Source organism: Pantoea sp. Fr+CA_20, assembly GCF_024520835.1.
Taxonomy (GTDB): domain Bacteria; phylum Pseudomonadota; class Gammaproteobacteria; order Enterobacterales; family Enterobacteriaceae; genus Pantoea; species Pantoea allii.
Genome location: NZ_JALNPN010000007.1, coordinates 1 through 24,324, shown reverse-complemented (window position 1 = coordinate 24,324; position 24,324 = coordinate 1). Strand labels below are relative to the sequence as shown.

19 protein-coding genes are annotated in these 24,324 nt (G+C 52.9%); 3 read left to right on the top strand and 16 right to left on the bottom strand.

The genetic code is table 11. The features are described 5' to 3' along the window. Positions 1-12: 12 nt before the first annotated feature. From NR177_RS11045 to NR177_RS11025, 5 genes are all read right to left on the bottom strand, one after another. Complete coding sequence (locus NR177_RS11045) at positions 13-1,677, bottom strand: ShlB/FhaC/HecB family hemolysin secretion/activation protein (RefSeq protein WP_109718304.1); 1,665 nt, start codon at positions 1,675-1,677, stop codon at positions 13-15. 443 nt (positions 1,678-2,120) lie between these two features. Further along, positions 2,121-3,545 (bottom strand): dihydroxyacetone kinase phosphoryl donor subunit DhaM, encoded by a 1,425-nt coding sequence (dhaM, locus tag NR177_RS11040; RefSeq protein WP_256852904.1) that lies wholly within the window; start codon positions 3,543-3,545, stop codon positions 2,121-2,123. 10 nt (positions 3,546-3,555) lie between these two features. Further along, positions 3,556-4,188 carry a dihydroxyacetone kinase subunit DhaL gene (dhaL, locus tag NR177_RS11035; RefSeq protein ID WP_063878571.1) on the bottom strand — a complete coding sequence of 211 codons (633 nt, stop codon included), beginning with the start codon at positions 4,186-4,188 and terminating at the stop codon, positions 3,556-3,558. A 10-nt stretch (positions 4,189-4,198) separates the two neighbouring features. Continuing rightward, the gene (dhaK, locus tag NR177_RS11030) at positions 4,199-5,269 is read right to left on the bottom strand and encodes a dihydroxyacetone kinase subunit DhaK (protein WP_256852903.1); all 1,071 of its coding nucleotides are present in this window, start codon (positions 5,267-5,269) and stop codon (positions 4,199-4,201) included. 383 nt (positions 5,270-5,652) lie between these two features. Continuing rightward, on the bottom strand, positions 5,653-5,835 hold the full coding sequence (locus tag NR177_RS11025; RefSeq protein WP_256852902.1) for a hypothetical protein: 183 nt from the start codon (positions 5,833-5,835) through the stop codon (positions 5,653-5,655). Between the two features lie 23 nt (positions 5,836-5,858). Between NR177_RS11025 and NR177_RS11020 the strand changes: the two genes are divergently transcribed. Beyond that, positions 5,859-6,956 carry a glycerol dehydrogenase gene (locus NR177_RS11020; protein WP_063878569.1) on the top strand — a complete coding sequence of 366 codons (1,098 nt, stop codon included), beginning with the start codon at positions 5,859-5,861 and terminating at the stop codon, positions 6,954-6,956. Positions 6,957-7,057: 101 nt separating this feature from the next. Next, positions 7,058-8,974 carry a dihydroxyacetone kinase operon transcriptional regulator DhaR gene (dhaR, locus tag NR177_RS11015; RefSeq protein WP_256852901.1) on the top strand — a complete coding sequence of 639 codons (1,917 nt, stop codon included), beginning with the start codon at positions 7,058-7,060 and terminating at the stop codon, positions 8,972-8,974. 1,290 nt (positions 8,975-10,264) lie between these two features. Here the strand turns inward: dhaR and fdnI are convergent. From fdnI to proB, 11 genes are all read right to left on the bottom strand, one after another. Continuing rightward, positions 10,265-10,924, bottom strand: a complete 660-nt coding sequence (gene fdnI, locus NR177_RS11010; RefSeq protein ID WP_109718299.1) for a formate dehydrogenase-N subunit gamma — start codon at positions 10,922-10,924, stop codon at positions 10,265-10,267. Beyond that, complete coding sequence (gene fdxH / locus NR177_RS11005) at positions 10,917-11,801, bottom strand: formate dehydrogenase subunit beta (RefSeq protein WP_256852900.1); 885 nt, start codon at positions 11,799-11,801, stop codon at positions 10,917-10,919. The genes fdnI and fdxH overlap by 8 nt, the downstream gene beginning before the upstream one ends. Positions 11,802-11,812: 11 nt before the next feature. After that, on the bottom strand, positions 11,813-14,863 hold the full coding sequence (fdnG, locus tag NR177_RS11000; protein WP_145393698.1) for a formate dehydrogenase-N subunit alpha: 3,051 nt from the start codon (positions 14,861-14,863) through the stop codon (positions 11,813-11,815). A gap of 279 nt (positions 14,864-15,142) precedes the next feature. Then, positions 15,143-16,891, bottom strand: a complete 1,749-nt coding sequence (locus NR177_RS10995) for a glycosyl hydrolase family 28-related protein (protein WP_063878566.1) — start codon at positions 16,889-16,891, stop codon at positions 15,143-15,145. A 199-nt stretch (positions 16,892-17,090) separates the two neighbouring features. Further along, entirely contained in the window at positions 17,091-17,381 is a 291-nt protein-coding gene (locus NR177_RS10990; protein ID WP_028724061.1) for a hypothetical protein, read from the bottom strand. Next, positions 17,378-17,725: a hypothetical protein gene (locus NR177_RS10985; protein WP_063878565.1), complete on the bottom strand. Its 348-nt coding sequence runs from the start codon at positions 17,723-17,725 to the stop codon at positions 17,378-17,380. Before NR177_RS10985 ends, NR177_RS10990 begins: the two co-directional genes overlap by 4 nt. Next, positions 17,722-18,189, bottom strand: coding sequence for a hypothetical protein (locus NR177_RS10980; protein WP_063878564.1), 468 nt, complete (start codon positions 18,187-18,189; stop codon positions 17,722-17,724). The genes NR177_RS10985 and NR177_RS10980 overlap by 4 nt, the downstream gene beginning before the upstream one ends. A 198-nt stretch (positions 18,190-18,387) precedes the next feature. Further along, positions 18,388-18,666 carry a hypothetical protein gene (locus NR177_RS10975; RefSeq protein ID WP_063878563.1) on the bottom strand — a complete coding sequence of 93 codons (279 nt, stop codon included), beginning with the start codon at positions 18,664-18,666 and terminating at the stop codon, positions 18,388-18,390. Positions 18,667-19,088: 422 nt separating this feature from the next. After that, positions 19,089-19,820, bottom strand: coding sequence for a S24 family peptidase (locus NR177_RS10970; RefSeq protein ID WP_063878562.1), 732 nt, complete (start codon positions 19,818-19,820; stop codon positions 19,089-19,091). A gap of 358 nt (positions 19,821-20,178) precedes the next feature. Continuing rightward, a complete protein-coding gene (proA, locus tag NR177_RS10965) occupies positions 20,179-21,432 on the bottom strand; it encodes a glutamate-5-semialdehyde dehydrogenase (RefSeq protein ID WP_256852899.1) in 1,254 nt (417 codons plus the stop codon). Positions 21,433-21,441: 9 nt separating this feature from the next. Then, positions 21,442-22,545, bottom strand: a complete 1,104-nt coding sequence (gene proB / locus NR177_RS10960; RefSeq protein WP_109718294.1) for a glutamate 5-kinase — start codon at positions 22,543-22,545, stop codon at positions 21,442-21,444. A gap of 351 nt (positions 22,546-22,896) precedes the next feature. Here proB and ompC point away from each other — a divergent pair, with 351 nt between their 5' ends. Continuing rightward, positions 22,897-24,015, top strand: a complete 1,119-nt coding sequence (gene ompC, locus NR177_RS10955; protein ID WP_256852898.1) for a porin OmpC — start codon at positions 22,897-22,899, stop codon at positions 24,013-24,015. Positions 24,016-24,324 lie beyond the last annotated feature (309 nt).

The following is a 24,324-nucleotide window of genomic DNA, read 5'->3' as shown; positions in this document are numbered from 1 at the left end:
CAGTTCCTCTTTTTAGAAAACCAGCCCGACGCGGGCGTAGATGCTGACGTGATCCGGTTGTAAATAACCGGGATAGCTGAGCGGAATGCCGACGGTATACTGGGTGTAAAAATGTTGATTGCGGGTGCCAAGTCCCACGGCACCGCCCCAGAGCGTGCCGGTAAACTGTTGGTTTTGTGGATCGCTTCTCAGCCAGCCGCCGTCCACCGCAGCCAGTGCCGTGACGTCACCCAGCCCCGGCAAGGTGAACAGGCTGTAATCCAGCTCATTACGTAAATAGCCGCCGACATCGCCCGACAGGTATTGCTCTTTAAAACCGCGCACTGAACTGTCACCGCCCAGCGTGAGTCGTTCACTGCCGTAGAGCGTGTCGGGCGACCACTGTCCGTACAGGCTGCTTAGCCACCACAGTTTGTTGGTCAGGGGTTTTTGATAGCTGGCGCTGATGCTCCACTTACGAAACTCTGCTTTCGGCAGGTTACCGTTTTTGCCTTCATCGCTTTCGGCATCAAACCACGGCATGCCGCGGCTAAACGACGGGTTAAGCGTGGCAACGCCACCAGCAATTTTCTGGGTATGGTTCAGGCCAAACTGCAGGCTGGTTAATTTGCGGCTGCTGCTCACTAACGGCGCATCATTAAGGTAGTTGTGGCTGGAATAGTGATTCAGCCCAATCTGCACGCCGGTTTTAATATCGCCATTGCGGAACAGTACCCATGAGCCGTTGAGGCGATGCGCAATGTTGTCGCCGTTGCTGAACCATGTGAAATCGTTATTGATAAAATGGCTGTGGTAGTTGCTCCAGCTGTAGCTGTAATCCAGCAGGCCATAGCCATAAGGCACGCTGACGCCGGCCTGCAGGTTTTGCGCATCGCGCCAGTGGCTGAACGCGCTGCTGCGTCCGCCGCTGACAAACCAGCGGTCCGCCAGCCCCAGCAGGTTATTGCCGGTCAGTGACGCGTTAAGCTGGCCCACGCCGGTGCTGCGCTGCCCACTGTTATCGAAACCCAACGTTGCGCTGAGGGGAAATTCAGGTTTTGCTGTGAGATTAACGATGGAATAACCCGGTTTAGGTGATGGCTGAATTTCAATCTGCACGGGCACCGTTCGTACGCGGTTAATCTGCTCCATGCCCTGCTCAATATCGCGCAGGTTAAGGATTTTGCCTTCCAGCCCCGGAAAGACCATGCGCAACAGGCGTGGATGTTTACCGTCCAGAATGATGGTATCCAGTTTGCCTTCCAGCACGGGAATAATAAGCTGGCCGGAAGTCAGGTCCTGTTCTGTTAAAAAGGCGCGGCTGGTAATATAGCCTCTTTGCATATACCAGTCGGATATGGCATGTACCAGGTTATTAATTTGCGTTAAGTTCAGGCAACGATTGACGTAAGCAGACGTCAGCGACTGTTGCTGGCTGGCGGAAAGGAGCGTGGCGTTGCGAATGACGATCTGGTGAACGGTAAAGCAGCGGCCTGCCGCATCAGAATGGGGTGCCGGTGCAATATGAGGCGACATCGCCTGCCAGAGTGCATCGCGCTGCTGCTGATCCTGTTGCAGGCGTTGCTGCTGCTGAGTCTGAATAAAATCGCGATCGCCCGGCGTCAGTGGCGCAGCCAGTGCACCTGCCGTGATGAGCACCGCGCTCAACGCCAGCCACTTCCCTGTTTTTATTCTCATAGGTACGCCCAATGAAAAGAAATGTAAGTTTTTTGTAAAGCAGTGAAAGCATAATATCACCTAAACTATTAGAAAATTCCGGATAAACTGAAAAGACGACAGGTTTTTAAATATTTAATTTAAAGGACGAATCATATTTACCTTAAGACAAATACCCTCAGAAAAATATTCCCTTAACTAAAATGCCGCCCTCCCTGGTATTCCCCAATAAAAATAAACATGAAATTTACAGGCAACCGCTGCCTGAGATGCATTGATGCAAATACATTTATTTATGTTTTCTGATTGAAATATCGAGTGATTACTGGCTAAAAATGCGTCAGAACGTAAAGGGATGCGTTGAATTTAAAAGGATGGAAAAAAGAAATCTGACTAAAAATTTGAGTGACAGCCAAATAAAATAAAGCCCCTGAGGCACGCATCAGAGGCAAATAAAAACCGAGCTATAAGCTGCTCACGCGCGGTCCATCGTCATCAATCATTAGCCTGTCCCCCGGCTGAATAATATCCAGTACTGCGCCCTGCTGGCAGATAAAAGCGATCCCGGCCTGCTGAGCAATAATCGCAGCATGAGAAAGCGCACTGCCTTCCCGCAAACAAATACCTTTTACCTGTCGCGCATCCAGACTGACGACCGCAGAAGGAAAGATGTTGTCGGCAACAATAATGGCCGGGACGTCTGGAGTCGGCATCCTGATGTCACTGCCTTTCAGATGGCAAAGGCTACGATACAGGATGTCTTCGATATCAATAAAACGCGCTTGCAGGTAGGCATCGTCCAGTTGCTGGTATTGCTCGCTCAGTTCCATAAGCACCTGATACCACGCAGATTCTGCGCAGCACTGGTCGTTGCGAATGACCTCACAGGCAGCGTCAAACAGGTCGTCATCGTCCAGCAACGTATGGTGGCCTGAGAAAATAGCGGCCACCGAAGAACCATATTTTTTCTCTGCCAGTGTAGCCAGCGCATTCAGGTCGTTGAGCGTAACCGCGATTGCCTGTTGCAGTCGCCGATGCTCATCCCCGACATCGCTGCAGTGATACCTGGCAGGCTGCGCCAGCGGCAAGGGATAAAACACCGCCTTACCCTCGACCTTTTCAATGGCGGAGGCCGATGTTTTTAGTAACATCGACTCGGGATGTTCGCCAAAGTTTTCCGCCGCAAGGGATGCAAACGCCGCCAGGGCGCGTTCGGCATCGGGCCCACTCGCCGACAAGGTGACGGCATCATTACAGCGCACCTGCAGCAAGGCGATTTGATTGATACTGTCTGGTTTAACGCACTGGCCCTGCTTCTCTAATACAAGTTCCGCGTTGAGTCCTGCCAGGGCAGCAACCAGCCGTGAGGCAGGACGAACGTGCAGGCCATGATGATTCTTGATGATGACCGTGACCGAACGGGCATCCGGATCGCGATCCGTTGTGGTCAGTGTGGCGGTGTGCACGGCAGGGATTATGCCCAACTGAGCCTGCTTAGCCTCCAGCGCATGCATGGCAACCTCAATAACCTTGTCGATGTCGGCACCTGCGGCAGCACTGACGGTCGCCGCCAGAGTTCCCTCCACCAGCGGTGCCGCACACAGGCGCACTTTGGCAGCGATGGCAGGATCGAGCAGATCAAGTGCCGTTTCAGCACTTAACAGGGCACTTCCCATATCCATCATCACCAGGACATGATCGGTATCCGCCGCCACAGACTCGATGGCCGCCATGACTTTCAGCGGATCCGTGCCGATGGGATGATCAGGATCGTCAATGCCGGCGGCGACGGCCAGCTTGCACTTATCGCCGGTTAACATTTGTCGGGCCAGCATTTCTACGCCTTCCCCCAACATCGCACTGTGGGACACGATCACCAGGTTTACCATTCGCTTCTCCTTACTCCCTGGCGGCGGCGGCCAGCATTTGCACCATGAACATGACCGAGGTTGCCCCAGGGTCCTGATGACCAATACTGCGCTCGCCCAGATAACTGGCGCGCCCTTTACGGGCCTGCATCGTAATGGTGGACTGGGCGGCTGATTCTGCCTGTTCGCAGGCGGCATCCAGTGCTGCACTCAGCGACACATTCTGCTCACTGGACTGACGCAGTGATTCCACCACGGCGAGCCAGACGTCACACATGGTTTTATCACCCGGCTCAGCTTTGCCCCGGTTGATCACCCCTTCTGCGCCCTCACGTATCATCTGATACAGTTCTTCCAGCGTCAGGCTCTGATGCGCCTGGGTAACCTGAGCCGCACGAATAAAGAACGTACCAAACAGCGGCCCGCTGGCTCCTCCTACGTTTGAGAGCAGCGTCATACCGGTATTTTTGAGAATAAAACCGATGTCTTTATCTTCAATAGAAGGCAGTTTCTCAACAACCTTGCTGAAGCCACGATGCATATTTAAGCCGTGATCGGCATCGCCGATTTCGCGATCCAGGCCGGTAAGAAAATCACTTTCGCGGGTAAAAACCTCGCCACAACGGTAAAGCCAACGCACAATTTGGGAGCGGGTAAGTGACATGTCGAACTCCTTAATGGCCCCAGTTCAGGGCAGGTGTATGAACCGGCGCATCCCACAGCGCCAGAGAATCATTATCCACACTCAGCAGCGTGATGGAAAAGCCCACCATATCCAGTGACGTGCAGTAACTGCCCACCAGGCTCCGTGCGAGAGTGATGCCATGTTCTTCACAGCGTTGCGCCAGGCGGTTATAAACACCATATAGTTCTGACAGCGGCGTCGCGCCCAGGTTATTGACCAGCGCAATGACGTTGTCGCCGCGCGTCAAAGCCTGCTTACTTTGCTGCACCTCTTGCCAGGCGCCGGCGTTTAAATCCCAGTGACGTAATGTGCGGCTGTAGGTGCCATTCTCCAGCAAAGTTTCGAACATCTCATCGACGGTGTTATCCAGCGAAGTAAAGGTGCGGCGATCGATACCAGGTTCACCATGAATCCCCACACCAAACTCCATTTCATTATCCTGGAGTTCAAACGAGCGTTTTCCTGCGGCAGGCACGGTGCAGGCACCCAGTGCGATGCCAATGGAATGACCACAATTGTTGAGTTTTCTCCCCAGCGCAGCGCAGGCCTCAAGTGAATCGCCTCGCTCTGCGGCGGCCCCCACCAGTTTTTCAATCAGCACGGTGTTCGCTACGCCACGACGTCCCGCCGTATACAGGCTGTCTTTGACGGCAACGTCATCATCCACAACGATCGTTGTCACTTTTACGCCACTTTCATGCAGTAACTCGGTTGCCGTTTCAAAGTTGAGGATGTCACCAGTGTAATTTTTGATAATCATCAGCACGCCTTCACCGCCGTCAATTTTCATGGCGCACTCAAACATTTTGTCTGGCGTGGGCGAGGTAAAGATTTCGCCGGGACAGGCACCGGACAGCATGCCATGGCCAATAAAACCACAGTGCATTGGTTCATGACCGCTGCCGCCGCCGGAAAGCAGCGCAACCTTGCCTGCCACAGGCGCATCGGCTCGCGTCATGCATACTGGGTCCTGATGAAGCGTTAGTTCAGGATGGGCCAGCGCCAATCCTGCAAGTTGTTCACTCAATACATCTTCCACTCGGTTAATCAGCTTTTTCATTATTCATGCTCCGTCGGAGGCGGTGTGCTGTCGTCTGTGCCTGAGGCAAAGACAACCCGATTGTTGGGAAATCCTGACGGCGGTAGGCCGCTCGTCGATGCACTGATTCTCAGGGAGTTCAGGATAAAAAAAATGTCAGCCAGAAGGGTTTCATAACGGAACAATATGATGACTTTTATGTTCCATAATGAAACATCATGCGCGGCTATCGGGTAAAAATGAGAGGCAAAGCAGGTAATGATTCCCGTGGTGACAGGCAAATCCCACTGACTAAGCACGATTTTTTGGGCTGGCTATGACATTGGCGTTTTAAGCGCACTTATCGCGGTATCGTTTTGCCATTTTAACATTGCCGGGGACGATCCCGATCGCAACATCACTTTTTACCGTGGTTTATTGTTCCAGTATGAAACATGCAGGGCGGCAAGGTGTTCCATATAAGAACGTTGCCCGCAAAACTTTTTCACCCCACCGTCGATCGTAAAGTGAGTAGCGACGTCGGCAATCATCCGGCTTTCATGTTCAGTTAAGCCAGAGAGAGACGCCAGCGTACACCATGCGAACATGTTCTTACTTGAGGGTGAAAGGAATGCCAAAAATTATCCAGTCTCCAGCCAAATATATTCAGGGGCCCAATGCCGCCCTGTCCTTTGGTCAGTATGCAAAGGATCTGGCCGATCGTTTTTTTGTGATTGCAGATGATTTTGTAATGAAACTGGCGGGCGATAAGGTGTTGAGCGGCCTTGCCGACCATGACGTCAGTTGCCATGCAGAGCGCTTCGGCGGGGAATGTTGCCGAACTGAAATCGACCGCCTGATGGCGTTAGCAGAACAGAACGGCTGTCGTGGCGTGATCGGCTTAGGCGGTGGTAAAACGCTGGATACTGCCAAGGCGATTGCCTGGTATCTCAAACTGCCTGTGGTGGTGATTCCCACTATCGCGTCAACCGATGCGCCCACCAGCGCACTGTCTGTGATTTATACCGAAACCGGTGAGTTTGCAGAGTATCTGATCTACCCCAAAAATCCCGATATGGTGGTGATGGATACTACGATCATTGCTAAAGCGCCGGTACGCTTACTGGTAGCAGGAATGGGCGATGCCCTGTCGACCTGGTTTGAAGCAAAAGCGTGTTATGACTCTGGCGCAACCAGCATGGCAGGCGGCAAATCCACCGCCGCCGCGTTAAGCCTGGCGCGACTGTGCTATGACACGCTACTGGCTGAGGGCGAAAAGGCACGCTTTGCGGCCCAGGCTGGTGTGGTGACAGAGGCACTGGAACGTATTGTTGAAGCCAATACTTATCTCAGCGGTATTGGCTTTGAAAGCAGTGGCCTTGCCGCTGCGCATGCCATCCACAATGCGTTTACCGTGCTGGAGGAGTGCCATCATCTTTACCACGGTGAAAAGGTCGCTTTCGGTACGCTGTCACAGTTAATTCTGCAGAACAGCCCGACAGAAGAGATCGAAACCGTGCTGGCCTTCTGCCAGAAAGTAGGACTGCCTGTTACCCTGGGGCAGATGGGCGTGAAACAGGATATCGAGAGAAAAATTCGGGCGGTTGCCGACGCGGCCTGTGTGGAAGGGGAAACCATCCACAATATGCCGTTCCCGGTTACACCAGACAGCGTTTATGCGGCGATTATCACTGCCGACCTGCTGGGACAGCAGTGGCTGTCGCGTTAATCTGTCACCGGTAAACCGCTGGCCCAATCAGTAAGGGCACCAACTTCCCCTTAGCCGCGTCTGCTAAGGGGATTTTCTATGGTCTTTTAGCGGAAATGGATATGACAGCGTTAATTCCCGATAGCGATAAGGACGTTTCTGCGGTGATCACTCAGTCATGGCAGCGTTGCAGTAAATATATGCAGCGGGATAACTGGCAAACGCCACATCAGGCGCAGGGATTAACCTACGAATCAATTTGTCGGCGCAAAACCGCCTTACTCACCCTTGGTCAGGCAACTCTTGAGGATGCGTGGGAGTACATGGAGAACCGGCCTTGTGCCCTGTTTATCCTGGATGAATCTGCCTGTATTTTGAACCGCTGTGGTGATGCACAGACGCTGATGCAGCTTGAGGCATTAGGTCTGCACGACGGCAGCTACTGTGCTGAAAGCATCATTGGTACCTGCGCCCTGTCGCTGGCGGCTTTAGAAGGCCAGCCAGTAAAAACCCACGGCGAACATCACTTTAAACGGGCGCTCCATGCCTGGTCTTTCTGCTCAACCCCGATATTTGATAATCATGGCCGTTTATTTGGCTCTATCGCGCTGGCCTGTCTGCGTCAGGATCAGGCGTCCTCTGATCTTTCCCTCACGCTGTCTATCGCCCGGGAAGTGGGTAATTCGCTATTAACGGACAATTTATTAGCCGAATCTAACCGCCATCTGAACCAGCTTTATGGCCTGCTGGAGAGCATGGATGATGGTGTTATGGCATGGAATGAGCAAGGGGTTCTGCAATTTCTGAATGCACAGGCAGCCCGGCTGCTGCATCTGGATGCCTTAAGCAGTCAGGGGAGGAACATTGCTGACCTTATTACCCTGCCCGCCCTGTTGCGCCGGGCAATTAAGCAGGCGCAGGGATTAAAGCATGTGGAAGTCACCTTTGAGAGCCAGCATCAGTTTGTTGATGCGGTGATTACCCTGAAGCCTATTGTTGAAGTTCAGGGCAACAGCTTTATTTTACTGCTCCATCCTGTTGAGCAGGTTCGTCAACTGATGACTCGCCAACTGGGAAAGGTCAGCCACACCTTTGAACAGATGCCAGAACAGGATGCGGACACGCGGCGTTTAATACATTTTGGTCGTCAGGCCGCCAAAGGCAGCTTTCCCGTACTGCTGAGTGGAGAAGAAGGCGTGGGCAAAGAGCTGCTGAGTCAGGCTATTCATAATGAAAGTGACCGGGCGAGCGGGCCCTATATTGCCGTTAACTGTCAGTTATATGCCGACAGCACGTTGGGAAAGGATTTTATGGGTAATGCGCCCAGCGAGGAGGAAAATGGTCGGCTGAGTCGTCTTGAGCTGGCACACGGTGGTACGTTGTTTCTGGATAAAATTGAGTATCTGGCTCCTGCCTTGCAATCGATTCTTTTACAGGTGATCAAGCAAGGGGTTTTGACGCGTCTTGAGGCACAACGGTTAATCCCCGTTGATGTAAAGATCATTGCCACCACGTCGGTCGATTTAGCACAACGGGTGGAACAAAATCGTTTTAGCCGCCAGCTCTATTACGCTCTGCATTCATTTGAAATCGTTATTCCTCCTTTACGGGCGCGGCGTAACAGCATTCCCACGTTAGTCACTCACCGCCTGCGCCGACTGGAAAAACAGTTTTCATCCCGGTTTAAACTTGATAACGACGCAATGGCAAGGTTAGTCAATTATGGCTGGCCGGGTAATGATTTTGAATTAAACAGCGTCATTGAGAATATCGCTATCAGTAGCGAGCACGGTCACATTCGGTTGAGTAACCTGCCGGAATCTTTATTCGCTGAACAGCCTTATAGCGAAACGTCCTCTTCGTTATTACCAGATAATTTATCGTTTAGCGCGATTGAAAAAGAAGCCATTATTCATGCCGCCCGCGTTACCCACGGTCGGGTGCAGGAGATGTCGAATCTGTTGAATATTGGACGCACGACCCTGTGGCGAAAGATGAAACGCTATGCCATTGATGCGAGCCAGTTCAGGCAGAAATAGTGGGGGAATTAGCCTGAGCGGGGGCTGTTCATGGCTTTGCCTGCCTGGGCGGCATCCAGTCATGTAACTCTGAGAAGGTTTCGCTCGCCAGGCAGCGGGCAGTTTCAGTCCGCCCCGTGCGGGCGACCGACAAGGGGCCGCCAGTCGCCGCGGCCCCTTGACCCCGGGCTCCCGTCCTGCCCACCCGCCGCTGCGCGGTCCCTTCGCGGCTTCAGGATTTCTCCCGGACCGCCAGGACGCGCCCTCCCTGGCGCGGCCTGACTTTCGCCGACGTCCTGTCGGCTCATCCGGAAATCCTGCATCCGCTCAGCGGGACGGGAAGACCGGCCCACTCCCCCGCTTTGATAACTGTGTTAAAACCAACTCTTGTATCGCTTCAGATGTCAGAAAATATCGCTTCAGATGCCAGAAAAGCATCACAGCTTATTGCTGTTGATTTTTTCATTTTCGTCAGGCTTCCCTGTCTTCAGTTCTGATTGCGCACGTTAATAACAGGCGAAGCAGTATTTCGGAAAAATATAAGCCCTCACAGGCGGGGGGTTTCCGGAGGCATCCGGCGCGCTGAGGAAAGAACGGAGGCCAGGACGGCGCGGCAGGGATGCCGCGACGAGGACGGCTGCGCCACGGAGGGCGCATCCGGACGGTCCGTCAGGCCGCAGTGAGTGACGAAGAGACAGCGACGGCTGCCGGACGCCGGGATTGTTAAGGGGCTGGCGCGAGCCCCTTAACCCGACCGCCTGCACGGACAGGCTGAAACTCCCTGCCGCCTGGCGGGCGGAACATGCTCAGAGCATAACGGTATGCTCACCGCCTCACAGGCAGAACATCCCTGAAGCAGGATCACAGCACCTCCCGCATGTCAGCCGGAACACGTCCGATACAAAACAATATTCACCTGCCCACAGGCAGAGCCAAACCAAATGAGGAATAAGTCCTCACAGGCAGGGGGTTCCGGAGGCATCCGGCGCGCTGAGGAAAGAACGGAGGCCAGGACGGCGCGGCAGGGACGCCGCGACGAGGACGGCTGCGCCACGGAGGGCGCATCCGGACGGTCCGTCAGGCCGCAGTGAGTGACGAAGGGACAGCGACGGCTGCCGGACGCCGGGATTGTTAAGGGGCTGGCGCGAGCCCCTTAACCCGACCGCCTGCACGGGCAGGCTGAAACTCCCCGATGCCTGGCGGACGGAACATGCTCAGTGCAAAACGGTATCCCCACTGCCTCGCGGGCAAAATATGCGCGGAGCAAAACAGTACCCCCACCGCCTCGCGGGCAGAACCATTGCAAAACCGCTATCGACACCGCCTGGCGGTCTCCACCGCCTCCTTCTCCGTCGCCTCCACCTCACGATACCAACGCGGATGGTGCTTCCGCGCCCAGCGACGACTGACCTTACCCTCAATCATCCCGGTAATTGAGCCTTTAACCCAAAACGCCATATAGATATGAATCAAAATGGCATGGATCAGCACGATCGCGGCTACGGCATGGATCAGCAGGCTCCAGCGGATAACCGTGATGGGGAAATACGCCGCAAAGTAAGGTCGCCAGATAATAATGCCCGTCACCACCAGCACCACGATCAAAGACATAATGGCCCAGAACATCATTTTCTGGCCTGCATTATATTTACCTACATCGGCCACTTTGTGCTCATTGCCCTTGAGCACTTCGACAATGCCTTTTATCCACGGCACATCCTGCCTGTCAGGGATGTTGTGACGAACAAAGCGCACAAACATCACCATCAACAACACAAAGATCAGTACGCCAAAAAACGGATGTAAAATCCGTCCCATCTGCGGTGTACCGAAGGTTGCAGTGAGCCACTGTAGTGTTGGAAAAAACAGCCCAAGGCCGGAAAGCGCGACCAGAAAAAAGCTGATCACCACGGTCCAGTGGCAGGCGCGGTCGATAAATCGGGTACGCAGGATCATGTTGCGCTTACTCATGATCGTTCTCCTCTTCATTATCCGTCTCGTTATTCGGCCCTATGCCCACATAGTGATAAATAAGCGCGGCTAAGGTCGCAATAAATCCCGCAGCGGAAAGCGGTTTGAGCACGCCCTTCCATACATTAACTGGCGTAGCGATTTTTGGATCGGCGGGAAGATGGTGGTAAAGCTCTGGCTTGTCCGCATGGTGCAGAACATACATCACGTGCGTACCCCCGACGCCTGGCGGGTTATAGATACCCGCATGGGCATAGCCACGTTTTTTAAGCTGTGCCACACGCGCGTCTGCCACGCTCAACATCTCTTTTTTGCTGCCAAACTGGATGGCACCTGTCGGGCAGGTTTTTACACAGGCCGGTTCCTGACCCACACTCACCCTGTCCACACAGAGCGTGCACTTATAAACGCGATTATCATCGGGATTCAGCCGTGGCACATTGAACGGGCAACCGGCAATGCAGTAACCGCAACCGATACAATGCTCAGACTGAAAATCCACGATGCCGTTAGCGTACTGAATAATCGCGCCAGCAGAAGGACAGGCTTTGAGACAGCCCGGTTCCGCGCAATGCATACAGCCATCTTTGCGAATTAACCACGCCAGTTTGCCCTCCTGCACAGTTTCACTGAAGCGCATTACCGTCCAGGATTTTGCACTTAAATCCATCGGATTATCGTAGACACCGGTGCAGTGACCGACTTCATCACGGATATCATTCCATTCTGAGCAAGCCACCTGACAGCCTTTGCAGCCAATGCAGGTGGAGACGTCGATAAGTTTTGCCACTTCGGCCTGAAAGTCCCGCGCCTGCGGGGGCGGCGTTACGCTGTTGGTCGCCGAGCGTTGAATAATATCTTGAGATTGCATAGACATGGGTTCCCTCCTTACGCCCGCTCAATGTTGACCAGAAACGCTTTGTATTCTGGCGTATGTGAGTTGGCATCACCCACCGATGGCGTCAACGTATTGGACAGAAAGCCTTTGCGCGTTGCACCTTCAAATCCCCAGTGGCAGGGAATCCCGATGGTATCTACACGTTTTCCGTCGATCGTTAACGTCTGCAAACGCTTTGTCACCACGGCTTTCGCCTTGATATAGCCGCGTTTAGACATCACCTTAACCATGTCCCCTGCGGCAATACCTTTCTCATTCGCCAGCGATTCGCCAATCTCAATAAACTGCTCAGGCTGCACGATGCCGTTAAGCCGGGCGTGCTTTGTCCAGTGGCGGAACAGCTCGGTAATGGAATAGGTGGTGGCGACATAGGGAAACGCATCGGCTTTGCCCATATTGGCGATATCGTCACTGAAAATACGCGCTACCGGGCTGGAGATGACCGCTGGATGCAGTGGGTTCGTTCCAATGGGTGATTCAACCGGCTCATAATGCTCCGGAAAAGGGCCATCATTCATTTTGTCGATCGAGAACAGGCGTGCAACGCCCTCCGGGTTCATGATAAATGGCCCGACATGGCTGTCTGGCGCAGACGCGTTGTAGTCCGCAACGTCCATCCCTGCCCATTTTTGACCATCCCAGTGCAGCAGTGCGCGTTTTGCATCCCAGGGCTTACCGGACGGATCGGCAGAGGCTCGGTTATACAGAATCCGGCGGTTGGCTGGCCACGACCATGCCCATCCTGGCGTACAGCCCAGCCCATAAGGATCGCTGTTATCGCGATTCGCCATCTGGTTACCCTGCTCCGTCCAGCTGCCGCAGTAGATCCAGCAGTAACTGCTGGTAGATCCATCATCACGAAGCTGGGCAAAGCTGCTGAGCTGCTCCCCTTTTTTCGCGATTAACCGACCTTCTGCGTCATACAGATCCTGAAGCGCCATACCATTTGCCTCACGGGCAAGCTCCTCGGGATGCGGATCGTAGGGATCGTTATAATTCCAGTTGAGATTGAGTAAAGGCTGCGGATTAGCCCCGCCCTCTTGCTGGTAAAGCTCTCGCAATCGCATAAAGAGCCGTCCCAGAATTTTACCATCATGTAATGCCTCGCCCGGTGGCTCTGCCGCCGCCCAGTGCCACTGTAGCCACCGGCCGGAATTCACAATCGATCCGTTCTCTTCAGCAAAGCAGGATGACGGCAAACGGAAGACTTCGGTCTGGATCGTCTCTGGCTTAACATCATTCATTTCGCCGTGGTTTTGCCAGAAGTTGGAAGACTCTGTTACCAGCGGATCAATGACCACCATGTATTTGAGCTTTGAAAGCGCGCGAGACGATTTGTTTTTATCGGGGAAGGCAGCAAGCGGATTGAAACCCTGAACAATATAGCCGTTGATTTTGCCCTCCAGCATCAATTCGGCCTGCGTCATCACATCATAAAGACGATCCCATTTCGGCAACCAGTCATAGCCCCAGTTATTTTCCGCAGTGGCATGTTCTCCCCAAAAGCTTTTCATCATGCTGACGAAAAACGTCGGCGTGTTCTGCCAGTAGTTCACCTCATTAACCCCCAGTGCAGGCGGTGTAATCTGTGAAATATAGGTCTGATAATCTGGCTGATGCTCTGAAGGCAGAGGCATGTAGCCCGGCAGATTGGTCGACAGCAATCCCAGATCGGTATAGCCCTGAATATTCGAGTGACCGCGCAGCGCATTAATGCCGCCACCCGCCATACCGATATTGCCGAGCAGCAGCTGCAACATGGCCGCTGCCCGGATAATTTGCGCACCGGAAGAGTGATGAGTCCATCCCAGCGCATACAATATCGTTGCTGTGCGATTCGGCACGCTGGTGCTGGCCAGCATTTCACAGATACGGGTGAAGTCTGCGACTGAGGTCCCACATAATCGATTCACCATCTCTGGCGTATAACGTTCGACGTGCTTTTTAAGCAGATTCCACACACAGCGCGGATGACGCAGTGTGGTATCCCGTCGCGCATTTCCCTGTTCATCGAGCTGATAGAACCAGCTGGATTTATCATACTGCTTCTTATCCGCGTCAAAACCGCTGAACAAGCCGTTATCAAAGGCGTAATCATCGCGAATCAGCAGGCTGGCATTGGTGTAATGCCGGACATATTCATGCTGAATACGGTCATGTTCAATCAGGTAGCGGATGACGCCAAGCAGGAACACGTTGTCCGAACCGGCGCGAATCGGCGCATAGACATCGGCAACGGCGGCGGTTCGGTTGAAACGCGGGTCCACCACAATCACCGTGGCGTCATTTTTAGTCTGCGCCTCAATAACCCATTTAAACCCTACCGGATGCGCTTCAGCCGCATTGCCCCCCATAACCAGCACAACGTTGGCATTTTTGATATCGACCCAGTTATTGGTCATGGCGCCGCGGCCGAACGTTGGAGACAGCGCAGACACCGTGGGCCCATGACACAAACGTGCCTGGCAGTCTATCGCGGTCATGCCTAAACTGCGGGCAAACTTACCATCGAGCATGCCCGTCTCGTTACTGGCCGCCGAGGAGCACAACATGCCCGTTGTGGTCCAGCGGTTAACCGTGACGCCTTGGGCATTTTTCTCAATAAAATTCGCATCGCGATCGTCTTTCATCAGACGGGCAATGCGGTTGATGGCCTCATCCCAACTGATGCGCTGCCAGGTGTTTGATCCCGGCGCACGATACTCGGGGTACTGCAAACGGGTTTCACTGTGAATATAATCCAGTACACCGGCCCCTTTCGGGCAGAGCGAGCCACGACTGACCGGATGGTCCGGATCGCCCTCTACGTGGTAGATACGTTCTCTCACGTTTTTAGCGGTGTCGCCCAGGCTGTAAATCAACATGCCGCAGCCGACAGAGCAGTAGGTACAGTTATTGCGTGTCTCTTTCGCTTTTATCAGTTTGTATTGACGGGTTGCTGCCTGCAAAGAGAAAGAGGATAAAAATCCGAGAGATGCAACAGTGGTTCCGGCCAGGCCGCCTGCGCAGATGCGGAAGAATTTTCTTCGGCTGAGTTCCATGTAGCCTCCAGAGTAAAAGAACAACAACGAAAAGTTGCACAGACTATAAGGTTATTTAGTCCCGAAAACCATTGACTCTGTATGGTTATTGATGCAGCGCAATATTCTATTTGTTAAGCCCGATCGCAGTGTTGATTAAAACGGGTGCAGAAGCTGTTTTGCGCTATCTGCGGCACGCTCTCAGAGAGTGCTCACAGTGACGAGAAGCCTGAGAGCCGCACAATGCTGGGCACAACGCAAAAAAAAGCGAGGCCGAAGCCTCGCGTAGGGTTGCCGACATTAATCGTAATAAGGCACCTTACGATCGGTACCGTTAATATTGATGAGCACAAAACCCGTCGGCGTCGTTTTGTTGGTCGGTGTGCCAACCGCGGTAGCGAGGGTCACCACGCCTTTTTCATTGGCTCCCAGCCCTGCCACGCCATTGTGCAATCCAAAGCGTGCCGCTGGCTTGAGCGTTCCCACCTTCGATACGTCATCAACCAGCGACATATCACTTTGAAACAGGGAACAGGAACCCGTATCAAAGCGCGTTGGTCCGGTGGTTTTCAGGTTAAACATGGTTTCGCCGCTGTTGGCTCTTAGCTTAACCCACACGCCAGCATAGGTGGTGCCCACCCGGTTGTAACGGATATCAATAACCGCTGGCTGCCCCATATGACAGGCATCAGCCCAGACCGTATCCAGTCGTTGCAGGTTGATCCAGGTCTTCCCGGTGCCGGGCATGTTGATGGGCGATCCTGCTGTCCCCGAAGGCGTGGTGTTATCCGCTTTACCGATCAACTCAATGACCCATTGCTGATTGGGTGACGGGAAAAACACCTGACCTAAACGGTACCAGTTATCCGTCTCGGTGTTATTCACCACCTTGTAGCCGCTAAAGTACCCTGCCCGCAGCGAACCACTCATAAAGGTGCCGTAGTTCTCGTCACGACGGTAACCATACTCAAAGGTGGAAAGCCATTTCCCCCCGACCAGATCCTGACTGAGTTTGGAGCCTGACTGCAGGTTAATATGACGCATTACCACGCGTGCATTATTCAGTATCAATGGCGCACTACAGTTCTCGACATTGAGCGTATCAATGGTCCAGCCGCCATCGGACAAATCGCCGGGATTGCGCGTATGTTCGATCCATACGTTGCGCATGATCGCCTGCGTCATGCGCGGCATATACAGCGTGGCATCGCCATAGCCCGTCTGGAAATTGGCATTACATAACTCAATGGCTGTGGAGTGATCCCAGACGCCTTTGGGTGAACCTGACCAGCCGATATCGAAAACGCGCGAGTAGGTGGTATTGGTATAGATTTGCTCAAACTTACTGTCGAGCGTGTCCTGCAGCTTAAAGATGGTTCCGCCGCTGCGCTGCCCCCGAAAGCAGCTGATATTAACGATTTGCCCTGCCATACAACTGTTTTCAAAAAACGCCTGAACATTGCTGCACATTTCAGGGGTAATGGTTGCCGTGTTGGTGACAGTATCGGCACTGGCCTGTCCGTCCCAGGTAATCCCGCGAATGGTGGTACGCCGAGCCTGAACTTTGAACAGGGTATTGGCACTTTTATCTGACACGATGGTGGTGCCGGGCAGAGAACCCAGCGCCAGATCGTCCCCGGCCAGACCAAAGAAGGGGATTTCCGTCTCACTCAAGTCCATGGGCATAATCAGGAAGCGCCCGCCAGGGAAACGTACCGGCAATCCCTTCATATTCTGGCTGTAAGTTTGTGACCAGCCGAGAATACGTTTAAACGCATCGGTGTCATCCGTGACGCCATCGCCTTTTGCACCAAAATGCAGGATGTTCACTTCTCGCGGATCGTTGATTGAACGCTTCCAGTAGAAGCCGTTTCCTATGGCTACCGTACCGCCATCATCTTTTAAAATCGTGGTGCCGGTAAACCCCACAAAATCGCCGCCGCCACGAAAGCTGGAATCTTTATCGTAGTAGCGTTTCAGTACGGCAATTTCACCTGGTTTTGACGGCATGGTCGTACGAAGCTCAGCAAATGAGTTAACTTCAATCATGATATCCTCCTCAGGATAATAAGCTGTAAATCAGAAAGTTAAAGAATCTTCGGCAGCGGAATGACCACACAGGACATCCCATAAATCGTTATGGCTGTTAATGGCGCGCACGGTGCGAATATCTGCTTTGTGAGCGTCATCGCCATGGGTGTAGATGGGGGAAAAGAGAATGCAGGCTGAATCGCTGTAGGTGGCAGGTTTATGGTTGGTGGTATTTGGACTGCTGCAGCTTGTCGCGAGCAGCAGCGTCATCAAGATTAAGGTTATCAGTCGCCACACGCTTCGCCTCCTCACTATTGCGTTGCTGTTGATGAGTAACATTCGCCATGCGATTTGCCTCTTGCCTGGCGCTGTCGGCTTCCGACCGGGCTTGCTGTTGCACCTTGCCGATCTTCTTACCTCCCACGTAGCTGGCAACGACGGCGATGATCAGTGCACCCATCGCCGCCAGCCCGTGCCAGCCGCTGGTAAACAGAGAAATAAACGTCATGATGTCTCCTTATTGCTGGGGCGCTTTTCATTCAGCAGGTTTTTCTGGCGAACAAATTGCGCGATGACGCCCATCGCCACCATAAAGGCGCCGATGAGACCAAGGTAATTGTGGGGAAGGATGCTCTTCACATCGTCAGGCAGCGTTTGCCACGCATTCAGCGCAGACGACGGAAATGACTGAACCCAGGCGCTGAGCATTGACCCCAGCGAAGCCAGCCATACAGACCAGGTTTTAAATAACAATTTGGCGTGAGAAACAAACTGCAGCGTGGTGAAGCGCTGCATTAACAGCAGAATAATCACGACAACTAATACCGCGATAATAAAAAACAGCCATCTCATAACAGCCCCCGATAAACGTCATAGTTACCGCTGCGCATAACGTCAGCATGACGTCTCACTCGACCGGGCGTTTGCCGTGCCCACAGGCTGTTAAGCATGGCATCGCCCGCCTCCGTAAAGTGTTCACGAGCGATTGCGCTGAGCATATTTTTAAACTGTAAAACCCCATCAACGCCCAACTGGTACGCCATGCTCAACAGCACGTCGGTACGTGCATCATTGCACTTTGCCAGCACCTGTTTCAGGGGAGCGCGACTCTGCATATCTGTCATCTTGTTTTCCAGAATGCATTGCTTCCAGACATCGCCTACGCGGCGCGGCACCCGCAGGACATAGTTGCTTAACGATGCGCCTTTAGGGCCAATCCGGATGCCGGCGGCGACCGTGGGGAACCCCAGGGTGTCGAGATAAGGCATTTCAGCGTAACCTTCTTCAAAATTCAGAATTGCAATAATCTGGCTCATAAAAACTCCTTAGTAAGGGTGCAGGCAACCCATCCCGTGCGGGAAAACATAAAACAAACTGATTAGTGCCAGAGATAAACGCAGCGGGAATTGCGATTAAAGGTGCAGCAGCACTAAAGCATTTGCGCAAAGGTCAGGCTCAGGAAGGAAGGATGGCGTTACCTGCGACAGGCAGTGAATCAACCGCGGTCACACGATTCAGCGAACCGCGTAGAGATGAACATGGGGCAGACAACAGTTATCAAAACCCGAGACGTCTTTATTTCTCAGGCGCGGCGCGGTTACAGCACGATCGACCGCTGGGGTAACCTGCCGCTGACAAATTTGTTCAGCACGCCGCAAAGGACGCGTTTCGGGCGGGTAGTTAAGTGCTTCGTCAATGCTTTGTTTAAGACGGTTGAGAGGTTGACGCCGCTGATGGCGGCGGGTACGTGCATTGCCCATAAAAACGCTTTTGCCATAATGAATTATCGCCATAACTCCTCCTGTGAATGAGTCTTTGGCGATAGGGTGGCAGGCGAGCGTTTTGGGTTTGAAGAACAAGCTCGAATGTCGCTGAATGGTGTTCACAGGCTCTCCTCCCGGCTGAATAATCAGTCAGGTGGAAGGGTCAGCAAAAGGGTACAGGCGGCATCTGACGACGCTGCATTATGCGCATCCACCCCATCCCAAAGCTCATTGGCTTTTGGGGGGTTTGATTCGCGCTTGTGCAGCGCCTCAATTGTTTAAGAGCGTTTCATCCATGTGGTAACACGTTCTTTCATCCATGCTCAAATTATTAACAGGTTCTTATGCTTTATCAAACACCACTGGTTAATTTATTTTTTACCATAAGTTAACTTTTTGAATTTAGACCGATTATTTTTTTGCCTTACAGGTGGCCCAGCCTGCTGAATTGTCTATCCCAGAATGTGATACTGCCCGGCCTGACTCATAATGACTTTTGCCAGCACGTTTAAATTCCCCGCCTCATTCCTGTCCAGATACCAGGTTTCATAACGCTTATTATCTGATATGACGGCAATTCTTTTGTGTTGCAGTTGCAGCCGCTTGAGATACAGCTGTTCATCCAGGGTGAAAATATAGATACCGTCGCCGTCAAACTGTTGGACGCTTATGTCCACAAACAGCTGATCGCGTGGTGCAAAAGTGTCGGACATGGCATCGCTGTTGATCGCAATTAATCGAATATGATCTGCCGGACGGCCGCTGAACAACACCCGGGCTTCATCCTGACCGTATTCGATGGCCTGAATGGTTTCGACAAAATCGTCCCCCACAGGCAGACCTGCGCCTGACTTCTGCCCTAAATCAAAACTGTTCACGCGGAAGGTGTTTTTTTGGCAGGGGACGTCGTGAAGCGGGTAAGGTTCGGGATGCTGATCCATACCATATTGCAACCACTCTACCCGCACGCCAAGCAGCTGGCTGAGCGCCAGTAAATTGCCATTATCAGGCACAGACTGAGCGTTAAACCATTTCCACACGCCCGGCGCTGAAATCTTACAACCCTGGCGTTGTAACGCGCAGGCGACCTGTTTGTTGCGTCCGTGTCCTGTAATGCCCGCACTTTCACAAGCGGCTATCAGCCTGGCGGTGAAAGCTTGTCGGGTACTCTCTTTTTTAACCATTAGTTAATAATCGACCATTGAAGAGGAGCTGAATGTTATTTTCATTATTGCTACCAGTTCATTTTATATTACCGCCAGTTTACTACCTAACCGCATTACTAAGCATTTCTGATTATTATTTGCAGTTTTACCGCACAGCGAACCATAAAACAGGGCGCAAAGCCGCGTACCGTCTCACCTTTCAGCAATCTTTTGTAAAAAATTGCACCGCGTCCGACTCATCCCCGCAGTAAAAAATAATCCCCACCGCTTAAAAAGCCATCAACGGCGGGAAAACTCTACCATTGAGTGGTGCGGAAAAAGCAGCATGAAAAAAAACGGGGGCCTGAATGGGCCCCCGTTTGTTTAAAAAATACCGTTATGCACGCAGGGTATCATCACCCCAGGCAATCCATTTGTAGGTGGTCAGCGCCTCCAGCCCCATAGGACCACGGGCATGCAGTTTTTGCGTACTGACCGCCACTTCTGCGCCCAGACCAAACTGCGCACCGTCGGTAAAACGGGTACTGGCGTTTACGTACACGGCAGAAGAGTCGACCTGCTTAACGAAACGCGCCGCGTTTTGCGTGCTGCGGGTCAGGATAGCGTCTGAATGCTGCGTGCCGTGCATACGAATATGCGCAATCGCCTCATCCATATCTGCGACTCGCTTGACGTTAAGATCAAGCGACAACCACTCATCGTCATAGTCGCCCTGTTGCACGGCAGTAACGCTGGCCGGCCCCTGCTGCAGCTGCGCCAGAATATTGGCATCGGCATGCAGAGGGATATTCTCTTCAGCCATGCGGGCAGTAAAAGCGGGCAGGAAGCGGTCAGCAATCGCGGTGTCAATCAACAACGTTTCCAGAGAGTTGCAGGCACTGGGGCGCTGCTTTTTCGCATTAACGATGATGTCCAGCGCTGGTGCGATTTCCATCGTCTCATCGATATAAATATGACAAACCCCAATCCCACCGGTAATGACCGGGATGGTCGCGTTCTCGCGACAGAGCTTATGCAGACCCGCCCCGCCGCGCGGAATCAGCATATCCACGTAACGATCCAGTTTAAGTAGCTGATTCACCAGTTCGCGATCCGGATTTTCGATAGCCTGAATCGCTGCCGCCGGTAAACCGTGCTGCTGGAGTGCGTTCTGAATCACCCGCACCGTAGCCGCATTGGTGCGCCACGTCTCTTTCCCACCGCGCAGAATGGCTGCGTTACCGGTTTTTAAGCACAGGCTGGCGACATCCACGGTGACGTTTGGACGCGCTTCATAAATCACGCCAATCACGCCCAGCGGCACCCGGCGGCGCTCAATCCGTAGCCCGCTATCCAACTGACCGCCATCCATCACCTGCCCGACCGGATCGGCTAACTGGCAGACCTGGCGAACATCGCTGGCAATCGCGCTAAGGCGTGCAGGCGTTAAGGTCAGACGATCGAGCAATGCCTCACTCATTTTGTTCTGCCGCGCCTCAGCCAGATCCTGCTGATTCGCGGTCAAAATAACGCTGCTTTCCGCTTCAAGTCGGTCAGCAATCGTCAGTAAAACCTGATTTTTTTCGGCTGCAGACAGATCCGCCATTGCCCAGGCCGCGGCACGCGCCGCCTTACCCATTTCTTCAAGCATATTCGTTCCTTAGCTGACGATCATGTCGTCACGATGTACCGCAACCGGCCCGTACTCATAGCCCAGAATGTCGCTGATCTGTTGACTGTGGTGGCCTGCGATCATGCGCATCGCGTCACTGTTGTAGCGCGAGACGCCGTGGGCGATATCGCGCCCCTGCAGGCTGCGAATACGGATCACTTCTCCGCGAGAGAAATTGCCCTGAATATCGCGGATACCTTTAGGCAACAGTGAGCTGCCGCGCTCAATAATCGCGGCAAGCGCGCCGTCATCCACGGTGATCTCACCGGCCGGCGGCGCACCAAAAATCCAGCGCTTACGGTTTTCAAGCGGCGTTTGCTGAGCATGAAACAGGGTGCCCACCGGCTTGCCCGCAATTACGTCACTAATGACGTCGCTTCGGCTGCCCGCAGCAATAATCACGTCAATACCGGCCCGGCAGGCGACATCTGCAGCCTGGAGTTTAGTCGACATCCCGCCCGTGCCTAATCCTGATACGCTATCGCCCGCCAGGGCACGCAACGCGTCATCGATGATATGAACATCGCTGATTAATTCAGCATCCGGATTATTGCGCGGATCGGCGGTAAAGAGTCCCTGCTGGTCGGTCAGCAAAAGCAGTTTGTCCGCGCCGCCCAACATTGCTGCCAGCGCAGAGAGGTTGTCATTGTCACCCACTTTGATTTCAGCGGTGGCAACGGCGTCATTTTCGTTAATGACGGGCACGATGTGGTTGTCCAGCAAGGCACGCAAGGTATCACGCGCGTTCAGGAAGCGTTCGCGATCTTCCATATCGGCGCGGGTCAGTAACATCTGACCGATATGAATGCCGTAGATGGAAAACAGCTGTTCCCACAGCTGGATAAGACGACTTTGCCCCACCGCAGCTAACAGCTGCTTTGAGGCGATGGTCGGCGGCAGTTCGGGGTAACCCAGATGTTCACGACCGGCTGCCATCGCGCCAGAGGTGACAATCACAATACGATGGCCGGCGGCGTGCTGTTGCGCGCACTGACGCACTAATTCCACCATGTGCGCTCTGTTTAACCGACGTGAACCGCCGGTAAGAACGCTGGTACCCAATTTGACCACAAGGGTCTGACTGCCACTCATGTTGTCCTGCCGTAAAAAATTTCTGTGAACGGACTTTTTAACAGGTGCAGTGAGGGAAGCCAACAGCCTGTAAGGGAAAAACTGCAAATTTCGCAGAGCGTCAATTAGACCAAAAGTTCCCCATTAACAACAAAACATCAAAATTGTCATAAAAAGTTCATCATTGATCGGTAAAAAGTCCGTGTTTTACAAACTTTTTCATTAATGCCTCAAAAGTTTTCTTGTTGTAACAAGGCGGCAACTGAATGCCCCCCGGCCTGTTGACTGAGCATCCGGAGAATAAAGGCAGCCATGCCTGTAACAAGAAGACGTTGAGGACAAAAAAATTTTACTCATTGGGATTGATAGCAAATGAAGAAAAGTACACTGGCAATCGTGGTATCTGCTCTGGCCCTGACCTCTGCTGCTCAGGCCGCTGAAGTTTATAACAAAGACGGTAACAAGCTGGATTTCTACGGCAAGGTTAAAGCCGAGCATTACATGAGCGATGCCGCTAGTCAAAACGGTGATAAATCCTATGTGCGTATTGGCTTTAAAGGCCAGACGCAGATTAACGATATGATGACCGGTTACGGCCAGTGGGAATATCAGTACAACGCCAACAACTCAGAAGGCTCCGATGCGAACAGCGGCAACAAGACCCGTCTGGGCTTTGCCGGTCTGAAGTTCTCTCAGTACGGTTCATTCGATTATGGCCGTAACTACGGCGTGCTGTATGACGTTGAGTCACTGACTGACGTCTTCCCGGAATTTGGCGGTAATGGTACAGCGATTACCGATAACTTTATGGCACAGCGCGCCTCTGGCGTAGCGACCTACCGTAACAACAACTTCTTTGGTCTGGTGGATGGTCTGAAGTTTGCTCTTCAGTATCAGGGCAAAAATGATTCTACTTCTGCTAACAGCCGTACCGACGTATTACGTCAGAATGGTGATGGCTACGGTGCATCACTGGGTTATGCCATTGCTGACACGGGTGTAAGCGTATTAGGTGCCATCACCTCTTCTGACCGCACCAACTCCCAAGCAGCAGGAATCTATGGCCGCGGTGATAAAGCCACGTCATGGGGCACAGGCCTGAAATATGACGCCAACAGCATTTATCTGGCGGCAATCTATACAGAAACCCGCAACATGACGCCAATTTCTGTTCCAGGCAGTTTCAGCAATTCTACAAGCTCTGTAAGCGGCTTCGCCAACAAAGCAGAAAACCTGGAACTGGTTGCTCAGTACCAGTTTGACTTCGGTCTGCGTCCATCCATTGGTTACGTTCAGACCAAGGGCAAAGATATCGAAAACGGTATTGGCAACGAAGACCTGGTTAAATACATCGACGTGGGCGCGACCTACTACTTCAACAAAAACATGTCGACGTTTGTTGATTACAAAATTAACCAACTGGATAAAGACAACAAGCTGGCACTTAACAACGATGACATCGTTGCAGTCGGCCTGACTTACCAGTTCTGATGAATCTGAGTCTTGCCTGACGAGAGGGACGGTCGAGGGATTGACGGCCCGCGTGATGGACAGACTTAGTGCTTTACCCTCAATGTGAATGTGTCTGTTAAAAGGGCGAGTTGCAAAACTCGCCCTTTCCTTTTGTGTTTTGTGTTCCGGCCCACCGCTCTGTCCGCTTTCCGGCACGTTGGTGCGTAGGCAAACATTCCCGCCAGGCCCATAAAAAAAGGCCCCCGCAGGGTAATGCCGATCATTTAAGGATCGGTTGACCGATCCAGTGGCAGGTGTAAAAAGGGTTCATGTTCATCATGGACCCTT

Excerpts from the sequence above, each read along its gene's own strand:
- NR177_RS11045 (WP_109718304.1), bottom strand. The coding sequence starts at position 1,677 with ATGAGAATAAAAACAGGGAAGTGGCTGGCGTTGAGCGCGGTGCTCATC.
- dhaM (WP_256852904.1), bottom strand. The coding sequence starts at position 3,545 with ATGGTAAACCTGGTGATCGTGTCCCACAGTGCGATGTTGGGGGAAGGC.
- dhaL (WP_063878571.1), bottom strand. The coding sequence starts at position 4,188 with ATGTCACTTACCCGCTCCCAAATTGTGCGTTGGCTTTACCGTTGTGGC.
- dhaK (WP_256852903.1), bottom strand. The coding sequence starts at position 5,269 with ATGAAAAAGCTGATTAACCGAGTGGAAGATGTATTGAGTGAACAACTT.
- NR177_RS11025 (WP_256852902.1), bottom strand. The coding sequence starts at position 5,835 with ATGTTCGCATGGTGTACGCTGGCGTCTCTCTCTGGCTTAACTGAACAT.
- NR177_RS11020 (WP_063878569.1), top strand. The coding sequence starts at position 5,859 with ATGCCAAAAATTATCCAGTCTCCAGCCAAATATATTCAGGGGCCCAAT.
- dhaR (WP_256852901.1), top strand. The coding sequence starts at position 7,058 with ATGACAGCGTTAATTCCCGATAGCGATAAGGACGTTTCTGCGGTGATC.
- fdnI (WP_109718299.1), bottom strand. The coding sequence starts at position 10,924 with ATGAGTAAGCGCAACATGATCCTGCGTACCCGATTTATCGACCGCGCC.
- fdxH (WP_256852900.1), bottom strand. The coding sequence starts at position 11,801 with ATGTCTATGCAATCTCAAGATATTATTCAACGCTCGGCGACCAACAGC.
- fdnG (WP_145393698.1), bottom strand. The coding sequence starts at position 14,863 with ATGGAACTCAGCCGAAGAAAATTCTTCCGCATCTGCGCAGGCGGCCTG.
- NR177_RS10995 (WP_063878566.1), bottom strand. The coding sequence starts at position 16,891 with ATGATTGAAGTTAACTCATTTGCTGAGCTTCGTACGACCATGCCGTCA.
- NR177_RS10990 (WP_028724061.1), bottom strand. The coding sequence starts at position 17,381 with ATGACGTTTATTTCTCTGTTTACCAGCGGCTGGCACGGGCTGGCGGCG.
- NR177_RS10985 (WP_063878565.1), bottom strand. The coding sequence starts at position 17,725 with ATGAGATGGCTGTTTTTTATTATCGCGGTATTAGTTGTCGTGATTATT.
- NR177_RS10980 (WP_063878564.1), bottom strand. The coding sequence starts at position 18,189 with ATGAGCCAGATTATTGCAATTCTGAATTTTGAAGAAGGTTACGCTGAA.
- NR177_RS10975 (WP_063878563.1), bottom strand. The coding sequence starts at position 18,666 with ATGGCGATAATTCATTATGGCAAAAGCGTTTTTATGGGCAATGCACGT.
- NR177_RS10970 (WP_063878562.1), bottom strand. The coding sequence starts at position 19,820 with ATGGTTAAAAAAGAGAGTACCCGACAAGCTTTCACCGCCAGGCTGATA.
- proA (WP_256852899.1), bottom strand. The coding sequence starts at position 21,432 with ATGCTTGAAGAAATGGGTAAGGCGGCGCGTGCCGCGGCCTGGGCAATG.
- proB (WP_109718294.1), bottom strand. The coding sequence starts at position 22,545 with ATGAGTGGCAGTCAGACCCTTGTGGTCAAATTGGGTACCAGCGTTCTT.
- ompC (WP_256852898.1), top strand. The coding sequence starts at position 22,897 with ATGAAGAAAAGTACACTGGCAATCGTGGTATCTGCTCTGGCCCTGACC.